This is a genomic window from Providencia rettgeri (genome assembly GCF_001874625.1).
Classification (GTDB): Bacteria; Pseudomonadota; Gammaproteobacteria; order Enterobacterales; family Enterobacteriaceae; genus Providencia; species Providencia huashanensis.
Genome location: NZ_CP017671.1, coordinates 3,300,593 through 3,313,671 on the forward strand (window position 1 = coordinate 3,300,593; position 13,079 = coordinate 3,313,671).

The window sequence follows — 13,079 nt, forward strand, 5'->3', positions numbered from 1 at the left end:
TTATTAAAACGACGTTTATATTATTTTACCCATTAATTAGATTCACAGTATAAATATCATTATTAAAACGTAAATATTCACTAAAGTAATGAATGATGGTTACTTATTAAGCGAACAATCACTCTCAGTAAAAATAATAAAACAATTTGTGAAAGAAATCATAATAAATCGTGTGTGAATTCAAGAAATATTCGCATTATCAGATTATTTTTTAATTATATATTTATTAGATAATTAATTTAATTGAAAACCATCAGTGAACATGATTCATTTCCCTCTTTTAATCCATCACCCACATACAAAAACAAAGAAATAGTTAAAAAACAATAGATTACATGAATCAATCCGCACAACTATTTCACCAAAAGAATTTTACCCTTATTTCAGCCAGTAAATATAGGTAAAAACGTCATATAAATTATAAAATTTAGTCACAACCCCTAGTTTTTAGAGGTAATTCATGATTGGTAAAAATATGTGAAAAATCTAAGATTGACATTAACCATGAGATCACGTATCAATAAATACAGTTAATTAAGCAACACAAGAGAGACAGTTTAAAATGATGTTTTCTATCCGCCTACTAAGCCTACTACTACTCGCATTAAACTTGCGCGGTATGCTTATGGACGGAAAATAGCAAGACACTGTCCACAAACATTAAGAACCCGCGCAACCCGCGGGTTTTTTTATGCCTGCGGCTTTAAAAGAACATAACGATTGGTTTAATAAAATAAAATTCGAGATGAGGAACACAATATGAGCAACCAAGTTATTATTTTCGACACCACCTTACGGGACGGTGAGCAGGCATTGCAGGCAAGCTTGTCAGTCAAAGAAAAATTACAAATTGCCTTCGCCTTAGAGCGTTTAGGTGTTGATGTTATTGAAGCGGGTTTCCCTGTCTCCTCTCCAGGTGATTTCGAGTCAGTCCAAACCATCGCTCGTGAAATTAAAAATAGCCGAATCTGTGCATTAGCACGTTGTATTGAAAATGACATTGATGTTGCAGCCGAGTCATTAAAGGTTGCCGAAGCCTTTCGTATCCATATTTTCTTAGCCACCTCCAATTTGCATATGGAGAAAAAATTAAATAAATCCTTTGATGGCATAATGGATATGGCAATCAATTCCATCAAGCGCGCTAGACGCTATACCGATGACGTTGAATTCTCCTGTGAAGATGCGGGCCGTACTGACCCTGACAATTTATGTCGCATTGTAGAAACGGCTATTAATGCAGGTGCAACGACAATCAATATCCCAGATACTGTCGGTTACACAACGCCTTACCAGTTTGGCGGCATTATCACTGATTTGTATAACCGTGTGCCCAATATCGACAAAGCCGTAATTTCTGTTCATTGCCATGATGATTTAGGGATGTCCGTTGCTAACTCAATCAGTGCTGTGCAAGCCGGTGCCCGCCAAGTTGAAGGGACTATCAATGGCTTAGGCGAGCGTGCTGGCAACACAGCATTAGAAGAAGTGATTATGGCAATTAAATTGCGCGAACAAATGTTAAATGTGCATACCAATATTAATCACAAAGAAATTTACCGTACCAGCCAATTAGTTAGCCAATTATGTAATACGCCAATCCCAGCCAATAAAGCGGTTGTAGGTAGCAACGCATTTGCTCACTCATCAGGAATTCACCAAGACGGTGTCTTGAAAAACCGTGAAACCTACGAAATTATGACGCCAGAGTCTATCGGCTTAAAAGAACAACAATTGAATTTAACCTCGCGTTCAGGCCGTGCTGCCGTTAAACACCGTATGGAAGAAATGGGGTATCACGAAGGTAAAGACTTCAAATTGGATGAATTATATACTGCATTTTTGAATTTAGCCGATAAGAAAGGTCAAGTCTTTGACTATGACTTAGAAGCCTTAGCTTTCTTTACGAAACAACAAGATGAAACTGACCACTTCGTGATGGACTATTTCAGTACACAATCAGGCTCTAGCATTGTCGCAACAGCAACAGTCAAAATGCAGTGTGGCGATGAAGTGAAGTCTGAAGCGGCAACCGGCAATGGCCCCGTTGATGCCATCTACCAAGCCATCAGCAACATCACGAAATTCCCTATGAAATTAGTATCTTACCAGTTATCAGCTAAAGGCCACGGTGAAAATGCATTAGGCCAAGTGGATATCGTGGTTGAATGCCATAACCGTAAGTTCCACGGCATGGGGTTAGCGACAGATATCGTCGAATCTTCAGCGAAAGCCATGGTGCATGTGTTGAATAGCATTTGGCGTTCAGAACAAGTCGAAATAGAAAAACAAAAAATAAACCAAGAATCACAATCAAACACAAAGGAAGCTGTTTAACAATGTCTAGTTATAAAATTGCCGTATTACCGGGTGATGGCATCGGTCCTGAAGTTATGGCGCAAGCACACAAGGTTTTAGATGCCATTAGCAAACGCTTTGCTATCACTATTAATACTAAAGAGTATGACGTTGGTGGTGCGGCTATCGATAAACACGGAGAACCTTTACCACAAGCAACAGTACAAGGTTGCGAAGAAGCAGATGCGGTGTTATTTGGCTCTGTCGGTGGACCAAAATGGGAGCATTTACCACCCGATAGCCAACCTGAACGCGGTGCGTTATTACCTTTACGTAAACATTTTAAATTATTCAGCAACTTACGCCCTGCCCGTTTATATCAGGCACTGGAAGCATTCTGCCCTTTACGTGCTGATATCGCAGCCCAAGGTTTCGATATCCTTTGTGTCCGTGAATTAACAGGTGGTATTTACTTCGGTCAACCAAAGGGCCGTAAAGGTGAAGGCAGCGAAGAGTATGCATTTGATACCGAGGTGTATCACCGCTATGAGATTGAGCGTATCGCACGTATTGCATTTGAATCAGCTCGTAAGCGAAATAAAAAAGTGACCTCTATTGATAAAGCTAACGTGTTACAAAGTTCAGTGTTATGGCGTGAAGTCGTTAATCAAATTGCAAAAGAATACCCAGATATTGAAATCAGCCATATGTATATCGATAACGCGGCAATGCAAATGATTAAAGCACCTTCACAATTTGATGTGGTGTTATGTTCTAACTTATTTGGCGACATTATTTCTGATGAATGCGCCATGATCACTGGTTCTATGGGTATGTTACCTTCTGCAAGTTTGAATGAATCTGGGTTTGGTTTGTATGAACCTGCTGGCGGCTCTGCCCCCGATATTGCAGGGAAAAATATCGCAAACCCAATTGCTCAGATCCTATCAGCCTCTATGCTGTTAAGATTTAGCTTAGACCAAGCTGACGCTGCAGATGCTATTGAGCGTGCAGTCAATAAAGCCTTAGAAGAAGGCTATAGAACATCAGATTTAGCTGGTACAGGTAAATCAATTAGTACCAGTGAAATGGGCGATACCATTGCTCGTTATATTGCAGAAGGGGTGTAACATGGCTAAGACTTTATATCAAAAATTATATGACGCGCACGTTATTCGGGAAGTCGAAAATGAAACCCCGTTAATTTATATCGACCGCCATCTGGTACATGAAGTGACTTCTCCTCAAGCTTTTGATGGGTTAAGAACTAAAAACCGCCCGTTACATCAGCCGAGTAAGACCTTTGCTACTATGGATCATAACGTTTCGACACAAACAAAAGATATCAATGCTTGTGGCGATATGGCTCGCATCCAAATGCAAGAATTAATGAAAAACTGCCAAGAGTTTGGTGTGACTTTATATGATTTAAATCACCCATATCAAGGTATTGTCCATGTGATGGGCCCTGAGCAAGGGATCACCCTGCCTGGAATGACAATTGTCTGCGGTGACTCCCATACGGCAACACATGGAGCATTTGGTGCGTTAGCTTTTGGGATTGGAACTTCTGAAGTTGAACACGTTATGGCAACTCAAACGCTGAAACAAGCGCGTGCCAAAACCATGAAAATTGAAGTTGTCGGTAAAGCCCCAGCAGGGATTACAGCAAAAGACATCGTATTAGCTATCATTGGGACGACGGGTAGCGCAGGTGGTACAGGCTATATTGTTGAATTTTGTGGTGAAGCCATCGAAAATTTAAGCATGGAAGGCCGTATGACGGTGTGCAACATGGCTATCGAATTAGGTGCTAAAGCTGGGATCATCGCACCAGATGAAACCACCTTCAATTATATAAAAGGGCGCCAGTTTGCACCTAAAGGCCAACAATGGGATGACGCAGTCGAATATTGGAAAACGTTGAAAACAGATGATGATGCTAAATTTGATAAGGTCATCACTATTCAAGCAAGTAGCATCGCACCACAAGTTACTTGGGGAACCAACCCAGGGCAAGTTATTGCTATCAATCAGCCTATCCCTGCACCTGAGTCATTTGCAGACCCAGTTGAACGCGCATCTGCAGAAAAAGCGTTGGCTTATATGGGGTTACAATCAGGCATTAAATTATCAGATGTAAAAATTGATAAAGTGTTTATTGGCTCATGTACCAACTCACGGATTGAAGATTTACGGGCAGCGGCTGCAATTGCTAAAGGTAAAAAAGTCGCAGACGGTGTTCAAGCGATTGTGGTTCCGGGTTCTGGTCCTGTTAAAGCACAAGCTGAACAAGAAGGTTTAGATAAAATTTTTATTGATGCCGGTTTTGAATGGCGCTTACCGGGCTGTTCAATGTGTTTAGCCATGAATAATGACCGTTTAAATCCAGGTGAACGCTGTGCATCAACCAGTAACCGTAACTTTGAAGGTCGCCAAGGTCGTGCTGGTCGTACACATTTAGTTAGCCCAGCGATGGCTGCTGCCGCAGCGATTAATGGCCATTTTGCTGACGTTCGCGACATTCAAATTTAAGGGGAAAAGCAATGGAAAAATTAATTACCCACGTAGGCATTGTTGCTCCTTTAGATGCCGCAAACGTTGATACTGATGCCATTATTCCTAAGCAATTTTTGCAGAAAGTTACTCGTACTGGTTTTGGTCAACATCTGTTTAATGACTGGCGTTTTTTAGATGAAAATGGCCAGCAGCCCAACCCTGATTTTGTCTTGAACAAACCCGTGTTTAAAGGCGCAAGTATTTTACTGGCGCGTGAAAATTTCGGTTGCGGCTCTTCTCGTGAACATGCTCCATGGGCACTGACTGACTTTGGCATTCAAGTCGTTATCGCCCCAAGTTTCGCCGATATTTTTTATGGCAACTCGTTCAATAACCAATTATTGCCAATCAAATTAAGCGAACAAGAAGTGGATGAAATGTTTAACTATGTGAACAGCCATGAAGGTTGCCAGTTCACTGTTGATTTAGAAGCGCAAACAGTCACAGCAGGCGATAAAACGTATCATTTTGAGATTGATAGTTTCCGCCGTCATTGCATGATGAATGGGTTGGACAGTATTGGGCTGACGCTGCAACACGTCGACCAAATTAAAGATTACGAGCAGAATATCCCCTCTTTTATGCAATAAACCCGTCTCTACGCCTACTTCAGTAGGCGTAGTTTCACGATATAAAGTGGAACATCCCCTCACTAACGCCGTAAAGCCTCATCATTCAAGACGAGGAACATCTTCAGAAGGCTTAAACCAAGCAGATTTAAAATCAAACCAGCCAAAGGTATTCATGCGAACGCCACGCATTGTGCGTTGACCTTGTAATTCAAGCCAATGATGAAAAATAGGATGGAAAATTTGTGAGTCAATTAAACTTTCACACCAAGATTCAACGTCTAATTGGTGAGTTCTCCATAAACAAAGTTCATTTTCCAGTGTATTTCCAAGACATTGACGTAATAGCGGCATTTCATATAGGGTAGCAAAAATTGAAAACTCCAGTGGCTTAAAAAAGTTTGCCGTGGCTAACCAAATATCGCTTGGCGCATCCCCATTAAACCAATCATCATAATCAATAATATTGATGTTAAGCTCAACACCTTGTGTTTGTAGCACCCTTTTCATAATTTGGCTTATCGCATAAAACTCATGGTGATGATGATAAAAGGTGACTGTCAGTTCAGTTAGGTCAGCAGGTTTAGGAAATAAAGTCAGCATTTTGCTATGGTGCCAATGTAATAACAAACCATAAGCAGGCGCCCAGTGACGCTGGTAAAACGGCTCGCAATGAGCAAGTAAGTTTACTGGCGTTAAAAAGCTGCATAGCCACTTGCGGACATCTTCACGTTGAGCAATTTCTGAACGCTGATCCATCAGCAAGAAATAGCACCCCTCCTCCATGCGACTTTCCAATGAATCATTGTGATGTGTATCGCCATCCATTTTTAATGTGGTACACACCATTTGCTCTGATAGCTCAGGAACCACCCATATAGTCACTTCATCAAGTAGCGCTCGATAGCCAAAATAGCGGTCAAAAGCCGAAATAGTCAGTTTTTGTGGCAAGTTTTTTTCAACTTGGTAAGGGCCTGTACCGATAGGGCAACGACTAAAATTTTCTATACTTTCCCATTCTTTAGGTAGAATAGCGGCATGATGGCTACCTAATAACCAAGGCAACTGCTTATCGGGCTTGCTGAGGGTGATATCAATGACATAAGGCTGGGGAGACGACACAGATTGAATATGAGAAAAAAGCGGCCAGCAGCTTTTTAAGCGTAATAGTGACGAAATGATATCATCTACCACCATTTCTCTTCCATGGTGAAAGTAAATTGCGGGGCGTAGATAAAAGCGCCATCGAGTATCACTAATGCTCTGCCAGTGATGTGCTAAACCATCTTCGACTTCCCCTTTTTCCTCATTTATATGGGTTAACCCATTAAAAATTTGGCTCATTAAGTGAATTTCTGAGCGACGCATTGGCGCACCAGGTAAAAGCGCCGGAAAATCACGATAATAGATAATGCGTAGTAAGTTTTTACCTTGCCGATAACTGCGCTCTAATTCAGATAGTACCATTTGACGAATAGTTTCTTTATCACCGACAAGAGCCACCAGCTTTTCTATACTTTCCTCTTTTAGTAATTGCTCAGCCTGCGCCTGCTGTAACTCTAAGCCATTTACATGGAAGATTAACGTAGAGCGTTTACCTCGGCCTGATTCTGCTCGCCAACTAAGCCAACCATTAGATTGCATATTATTAAGTAGTGTACGAACGTGACGTCTAGAGCAAAACAAGGTATCTGCAATATTTTGCAGAGTAGTTTCACTATCTTGCCCCTGAAAGTGTTGCCAAAGGCGGATGAATTGGTTTTGTAAGCGTGAATTAGACATAAAAGAGGAACTCCGGCAAAAAATGCATCAATTTTAATTTTCTAAAACCAAGCGATAATAGTTAGCAGTAAGTAGCTCGTTTGGTTTGCATATTGCTGACCAACTCCCCCATTTAGAGTAATGGTGTTTTATCACCAAGCCGGTTCGCCGGCTTTTTTTTGCCCTGTTTTTTCAGGCTTCACTCTCTCTTCCAATCAGATACTTGTGTTCGCCCCCAAGCTACCTTCCCTCGTCATCTCGCTATGGCGCAAACTATTTAGAGGTTAGCTATTTGTGTATTATTTATTATCGATATAGTCACAATTCTACACTTCACTTAAATAATTATACCGTAAGAAACTCACTGGCAAGTAGTCTTTGAAAAGTAAATCATTCATAGTTATAAACAGCCAAAGCCAATAATATGGATGTTATTCACTTTTTCTGTGGATATCTATGTTAACAACCCTATGGTAATCAGGGTATATCCCCAGCGCCTTTTTTTATCAAAAAAAAACAGAAACTAATAAACATTGGTAAATCAATCAAATAAAATCAAAAACACCACTTTATCCACTGGTTAATTTTTTAACTAAATCGCTTAGGAGTCTAACTGAACAAAGATCAAACAACGAGGTATTTATCCACAACATATGCGCTTAACTCACTCGTTTTTTGTGATAAACTTCAAAAAAAACGTTTCGTCAAGCCTGTAAATGCACACAGTGCTCCCTATTTTTAACAGTTATCCAGAAATCCTGTGGATAACCTAGTGCATGATCCTGTGATTATCTTGGGAGGAACTTTAATAACCTCTAAAATCGTTTTTAATATACGTAAATAACTAATGATATTATCATATATTTCATATAGTTAAAATTTATAGCTATAAAGTGTTATACTCACCTCATTCAGCAATTTATTTTTGTTCGTTTTTTACACACTAATACCCAAATCATGATGCCATTTATACCACCGCAACCACCTGAAAACGAAGCAACCCTTATGAATAGGGCTCAAGCACTCGCGGGCTATACACTGGGTCAGCTCGCTCAAATAGCCAATATCCCAATTCCCCCTAATCTTAAACGAGACAAAGGTTGGGTTGGGATGTTATTGGAGTATTTTTTAGGTGCCAGCGCAGGTAGCAAAGCAGAACAAGATTTCGCTCATATTGGTATTGAATTAAAAACCATCCCAATTGACCGCCACGGCGTTCCATTAGAAACCACCTTCGTTTCTGTAGCACCATTAACGGGCAACAGTGGTTTAACATGGGAAAATAGCCATGTACGCCGTAAGCTATCGCGAATTTTATGGTTCCCAATCGAGGGAGAAAGACAAATCCCTCTTGCCCAACGGCGCGTCGCTAACCCCTTAATTTGGAGCCCTTCTCCTTTTGAAGAACAATTGCTACGGCAAGATTGGGAGGAGTTAATGGACCTCATCGTGTTAGGTAAAGTAGAAACCATTACGGCACGGCATGGCCAAGTACTACAAATTCGCCCCAAAGCAGCAAATAATAAAGCACTAACTGAAGCGATTGGTGAATTTGGTCAACCAATCATGACATTACCACGTGGTTTTTACCTTAAGAAAGATTTCACTGCGCCTTTATTAGCGCGGCATTTTAATCTTGCTTAACAACCCCCATCGCCTGTACCAAAGCAGACGATAAACAATTATCACTGTTTATTTATTTGATTTAGAAGGTACAAAGATGTTTGAGTGGATATTGGACCCTAATGCGTGGATGGCACTGGCTACACTAACAATATTAGAAATTGTATTAGGCATAGATAATATTATTTTCCTCAGTATTGTCGTCAGCAAGCTCCCTGCCCACCAACAAAATAGTGCAAGGCGCACTGGGCTGATAGCAGCAATGGTAATGCGTCTTGCGTTACTTGCCTCAATAGCTTGGTTATCACGACTCACCACACCACTTTTTAGCATTGCTGAGCATATGGTATCTGCCCGCGATTTAATCTTGTGTGCAGGAGGCATTTTTCTCATTTGGAAAGCTAGCCAAGAGATTTTCGACACTATTGAAGGGGAAGATGAGAATAGTTTTGCCAGTAAGCGCATTAGCTCATTTTGGGGGGCTATCGTACAAATTGCTTTGTTAGATATTATTTTTAGTCTAGATTCTGTGATCACGGCCGTTGGGCTGTCAGATCACTTATTCATCATGATGGCGGCGGTAATTATTGCAGTATTAATTATGATGGTTGCCGCCAAACCTATTGGGGAGTTTGTTGACCGGTATCCGTCAGTGAAAATTTTAGCCTTATCCTTTTTAATATTAGTCGGTTTTACGCTGATACTCGAAAGCGTCCAAGTCCATGTATCAAAAGGCTATATTTACTTTGCTATGTTCTTTTCAATGGCAGTACAGGTACTTAATATTTTACGCAGTAAAAAATGGAAAACAAAACATCCCCCCCATTAACTTGATGTTCCAAGCGCTTGCTTTGCTGCCAAGATAGCCCCCTCAACGGCTTTCTTGGCCTGAGGGCTATTTTTCCAACAACTTGAGCCTGTTAATGCGGCTCCTGAAATTAAAATTTCATCATAAGAAGCTTCACTTAATTGAGCTAATGAGCTAAACCCCATTTGCTCTAAGCGGCTTATCACCATGGGACCAACCCCTTTAACAGCCAATAAAATTTTCTTTTCTGACTCGGAAAATGCCATATCACCCTCTTTATACTAATTACCCAATAATTATTTAAGCTAATATTTTGCAATTTACCTCTTTAATACTTTAAAATCGCAATTATAACAATGCCAGTTTGAATAATTATTAACTGACCTATCTTATCACCCAGCCCAAACTTGCTTTATCTTAGGAATTCATATGTATAACGTTCCAGTGACCAATCTACATCAACATACGATGACGTTAGCCGATGGCCGTCAATTGTGTTGGTTTGAATCAGGCCCCAAAACAGGTTTCCCCGTGATTTTTTGTACTGGAGCAGGTATGAGTGGCACATTGGGCTTTGGGTTAGATTTACTGCAACAATTAAATATTCGCTTAATTGTTCCTGAACGCGCAGGGCTTGGGGGCTCCACCTTCCAAACAAAAAAATCATTAAAAAGTTTTGCTATGGATATCCAAGCGCTTTTAAATGAGCAATCTATTGATACCTTTTCTGTAATTGGCTTTTCCCAAGGTGCGGTCTTTGCGATGGCCATTGCCTATTATTGCCAGCCAAATTCACTGTCTATTGTTTCTGGGCAAGACCAATTTGAATACCCAGATACTCGCGCAAAATTAACGGCCGATGTTGTGAATATGCAGGAACAAGCGCTTAATACGCCTGATAATTTATCCGATTGGCTACTTAAGAATGTAACAGGAGAGTGGCTATTAGCTTTTATCCTCAATTGCAGTGCAGAAATAGACCAACAACTGTACAATGAAGAACAATTTCTTGCAGCCTATACAAGTTGTATTCAGCGCGCTTTTGCTCAAGGTAACCAAGGATATGTACAAGACTTATTAATCACCTTGCAAGAATGGGGCTTTACCCCTGAAAATATTCAATGTCCTACCTCCTTATGGTACGGCGAGTTGGATATGAGCACAGTACATTCCCCTGATTTTGGTGAAGTGTTGGCCAGCCGTTTTTTAAACTGCAACCGCTACTTATATCCTCAAGAAGGCGGTTCATTGCTTTGGACACAAGCAGACGCTATTTTAACTAATATTAAGAAGCAAGCCGCTTAATGAAAAAAGCCGCGCTGAATAAATCAACGCGGCTATCAGTTCAATTTTGATATCACATATGTGAATTAGCGATAAACAATCCCGCCATCAGTCAAAATTGATTGACCTGTAATATAATCAGAGTCATCGCTGGCTAAGAATGCCACTAAACCTGCTACATCATCAGGGGTTTGAGCACGACCCAGTGCGATACCCTCAACATATTTTTTGTAGGTTTCGCCTTTTGGTGCCCCAGTGATTTCTGCAAAGCGTTCGTCAATCTCAACCCACATATCTGTACCCACAATACCTGGGCAATATGCATTCACCGTAATACCTGAACTTGCATATTCTTTTGCCGCCGTTTGAGTTAACGCACGAACCGCAAATTTAGTTGCTGAGTACACACCTAACATAGCGAAACCATCGTGGCCTGCAATCGAGGAAGCATTGATGATTTTACCTTTATGCTTACGCTCTTTGAATTTCTCGCTAGCCGCTTGGATGCCCCACATAGTGCCATCTACGTTAATTTTGAAGATTAAATCCATATCTTCTTGGCGAACATCAGCGATTGGCTTAACTTGAGCAATCCCTGCATTGTTGATCATTACATCGAAACCACCTAACTCTGCTTCTGCATGAGCTACCGCAGCAAATACTTGGTCACGTTGACTGATATCTGCGGCAAATGTTGTCACTTTACGACCTAAGGCTGCAATTTCTTTTGCAACATCTTCAAGTTTATCTTTTTTCAAATCCACCAGTGCGATATTGGCACCTTCTTTTGCTAAACGTAATGCAATACCGCGACCAATTCCTTGTGCCGCACCAGTAACTAAAATGACTTTATTATTTAACGCCATACTGTTCTCCTACTGAATAATAGTCAAAATGACTAGTCCACCATTAACAATAAGTTAGCAATAATAACAATAAGTTACAAAGTAAAGATTTTCTTCTGTCATTCTCTATTTATTAGATATATTTAACTATTAACTTGATAAATACTTTTGATTTTCCAAAGAAAAAGGGATAAATAATGAAATTCAAAGATGATTGTTAATAAAAATCATTATCAATATAATAAACAAAAAATGCGATTTCTTGTATTATGTTTAATTAATACACAATTAATTGAAATTTAAAATCGAATTGGGGCTCATACGTTTCAATTATTCTCTCAGTTCCACCCTGGCGTTTCCCTATATACCGATTAATGTTAACGATTTCAGTAACATTAATCTTCTTTGTCCCTGCAAGGCGAATAAATTTCACACAACAACACATTGTTTTAAACCAAAATAAAAAGCAATAAGCCGAGTTTTTCCTGATTTAAAACCCTTTATTTTGAGGGCTCCATAGAAAAATGAGGGATAAACATGCTACTCAACGGTAAAACTGCAATTATCACTGGGGCATCTTCTGGTATTGGCCGCTCTATCGCAATAATGTTTGCTCAAAATGGAGCTTCAGTGTGCCTGACCGGTAGACGAAAAGCGGAGCTTAGCGAAGTGGCTAATGAGATCAATGCCACAGGAGGAACTGCAATTTATTATGCGGGAGATATCTGCTTAGAAGAGACACATTTCAACCTGATAAACCTAGTTTCAAAAGAATTTGGACGATTGGATATCGCTGTAAATAATGCTGGCATGGTAGGCCCAATGAAACCAGTAGCAGAGTTCAGCCTTGAAGAGTGGGTACAGGTTCAAACTATAAACTCTACAGCCGCATTTTTGGGCGCTAAAAATCAAATACCTTTAATGGTTAAATCAGGGGGAGGGTCAATTATATTCACCTCAAGTTTTGTTGGTAATAGTATCAGTCTTCCTGGGATGTGCAGTTATGGAACAGCCAAATCCTCTTTACTGGCGTTAGCTAAAGGTATCGCGGTGGACTATTCAGATAAGAATATTCGGGCAAACGTCATTCTACCCGGTGGGGTAAATACCGATATGGCAGGCAACCAACAACAACGTGAATGGGCAGCAAATTTACACGCGATGAAACGGTTAGCTGAACCTGAGGAAATCGCATCCTCCGCGTTATTTTTAGCATGTTCACTATCAAGTTTTATAACCGGAACATCATTATATGTGGATGGAGGCGTTTCCGTATGCAAATAAGACTTGTTAGGAGAAAAAAGTTAATCCGTTTTAGGAAAAAATGAAAAA

The 13,079-nt window shown here is 40.3% G+C and carries 11 protein-coding genes; 8 read left to right on the forward strand and 3 right to left on the reverse strand.

Going from position 1 to position 13,079, the window contains the following annotated elements:
• Positions 1–759 precede the first annotated feature (759 nt).
• Genes leuA through leuD form a run of 4 tightly spaced genes read left to right on the forward strand, consistent with a single transcriptional unit; the run spans position 760 to position 5,447 of the window.
• Positions 760–2,337, forward strand: coding sequence for a 2-isopropylmalate synthase (gene leuA / locus RB151_RS15200; protein WP_071548286.1), 1,578 nt, complete (start codon positions 760–762; stop codon positions 2,335–2,337).
• Between the two features lie 2 nt (positions 2,338–2,339).
• Entirely contained in the window at positions 2,340–3,428 is a 1,089-nt protein-coding gene (gene leuB / locus RB151_RS15205; RefSeq protein ID WP_048607947.1) for a 3-isopropylmalate dehydrogenase, read from the forward strand.
• A gap of 1 nt (position 3,429) precedes the next feature.
• Complete coding sequence (gene leuC / locus RB151_RS15210; RefSeq protein WP_071548287.1) at positions 3,430–4,833, forward strand: 3-isopropylmalate dehydratase large subunit; 1,404 nt, start codon at positions 3,430–3,432, stop codon at positions 4,831–4,833.
• Between the two features lie 11 nt (positions 4,834–4,844).
• Positions 4,845–5,447, forward strand: coding sequence for a 3-isopropylmalate dehydratase small subunit (gene leuD / locus RB151_RS15215; RefSeq protein ID WP_042845138.1), 603 nt, complete (start codon positions 4,845–4,847; stop codon positions 5,445–5,447).
• An 81-nt stretch (positions 5,448–5,528) separates the two neighbouring features.
• On the opposite strand, the gene sgrR is transcribed toward leuD, so the two are convergent.
• Positions 5,529–7,208, reverse strand: a complete 1,680-nt coding sequence (sgrR, locus tag RB151_RS15220; RefSeq protein ID WP_048607951.1) for an HTH-type transcriptional regulator SgrR — start codon at positions 7,206–7,208, stop codon at positions 5,529–5,531.
• A gap of 939 nt (positions 7,209–8,147) precedes the next feature.
• Between sgrR and mutH the strand changes: the two genes are divergently transcribed.
• Positions 8,148–8,831, forward strand: coding sequence for a DNA mismatch repair endonuclease MutH (gene mutH / locus RB151_RS15225; RefSeq protein WP_042845420.1), 684 nt, complete (start codon positions 8,148–8,150; stop codon positions 8,829–8,831).
• A 76-nt stretch (positions 8,832–8,907) separates the two neighbouring features.
• Positions 8,908–9,639 carry a TerC family protein gene (locus tag RB151_RS15230; RefSeq protein ID WP_042845141.1) on the forward strand — a complete coding sequence of 244 codons (732 nt, stop codon included), beginning with the start codon at positions 8,908–8,910 and terminating at the stop codon, positions 9,637–9,639.
• Here RB151_RS15230 and RB151_RS15235 read toward each other — a convergent pair.
• Positions 9,636–9,884: a Pathogenicity locus gene (locus tag RB151_RS15235; RefSeq protein WP_071548288.1), complete on the reverse strand. Its 249-nt coding sequence runs from the start codon at positions 9,882–9,884 to the stop codon at positions 9,636–9,638. The genes RB151_RS15230 and RB151_RS15235 overlap by 4 nt on opposite strands.
• 163 nt (positions 9,885–10,047) lie before the next feature.
• Between RB151_RS15235 and RB151_RS15240 the strand changes: the two genes are divergently transcribed.
• The gene (locus RB151_RS15240; protein ID WP_042845145.1) at positions 10,048–10,923 is read left to right on the forward strand and encodes an alpha/beta fold hydrolase; all 876 of its coding nucleotides are present in this window, start codon (positions 10,048–10,050) and stop codon (positions 10,921–10,923) included.
• A 65-nt stretch (positions 10,924–10,988) separates the two neighbouring features.
• On the opposite strand, the gene RB151_RS15245 is transcribed toward RB151_RS15240, so the two are convergent.
• Positions 10,989–11,768 carry an acetoin reductase gene (locus RB151_RS15245; RefSeq protein ID WP_042845147.1) on the reverse strand — a complete coding sequence of 260 codons (780 nt, stop codon included), beginning with the start codon at positions 11,766–11,768 and terminating at the stop codon, positions 10,989–10,991.
• A 516-nt stretch (positions 11,769–12,284) separates the two neighbouring features.
• On the opposite strand from RB151_RS15245, the gene RB151_RS15250 reads away from it, so the two are divergent.
• On the forward strand, positions 12,285–13,031 hold the full coding sequence (locus tag RB151_RS15250; protein ID WP_042845148.1) for an SDR family oxidoreductase: 747 nt from the start codon (positions 12,285–12,287) through the stop codon (positions 13,029–13,031).
• Positions 13,032–13,079 lie beyond the last annotated feature (48 nt).

Coding starts and splice junctions, on each gene's coding strand:
- mutH (WP_042845420.1), top strand. CDS start 8,148: ATGCCATTTATACCACCGCAACCACCTGAAAACGAAGCAACCCTTATG.
- RB151_RS15240 (WP_042845145.1), top strand. CDS start 10,048: ATGTATAACGTTCCAGTGACCAATCTACATCAACATACGATGACGTTA.
- leuB (WP_048607947.1), top strand. CDS start 2,340: ATGTCTAGTTATAAAATTGCCGTATTACCGGGTGATGGCATCGGTCCT.
- leuD (WP_042845138.1), top strand. CDS start 4,845: ATGGAAAAATTAATTACCCACGTAGGCATTGTTGCTCCTTTAGATGCC.
- RB151_RS15250 (WP_042845148.1), top strand. CDS start 12,285: ATGCTACTCAACGGTAAAACTGCAATTATCACTGGGGCATCTTCTGGT.
- leuC (WP_071548287.1), top strand. CDS start 3,430: ATGGCTAAGACTTTATATCAAAAATTATATGACGCGCACGTTATTCGG.
- RB151_RS15245 (WP_042845147.1), bottom strand. CDS start 11,768: ATGGCGTTAAATAATAAAGTCATTTTAGTTACTGGTGCGGCACAAGGA.
- leuA (WP_071548286.1), top strand. CDS start 760: ATGAGCAACCAAGTTATTATTTTCGACACCACCTTACGGGACGGTGAG.
- RB151_RS15230 (WP_042845141.1), top strand. CDS start 8,908: ATGTTTGAGTGGATATTGGACCCTAATGCGTGGATGGCACTGGCTACA.
- sgrR (WP_048607951.1), bottom strand. CDS start 7,208: ATGTCTAATTCACGCTTACAAAACCAATTCATCCGCCTTTGGCAACAC.
- RB151_RS15235 (WP_071548288.1), bottom strand. CDS start 9,884: ATGGCATTTTCCGAGTCAGAAAAGAAAATTTTATTGGCTGTTAAAGGG.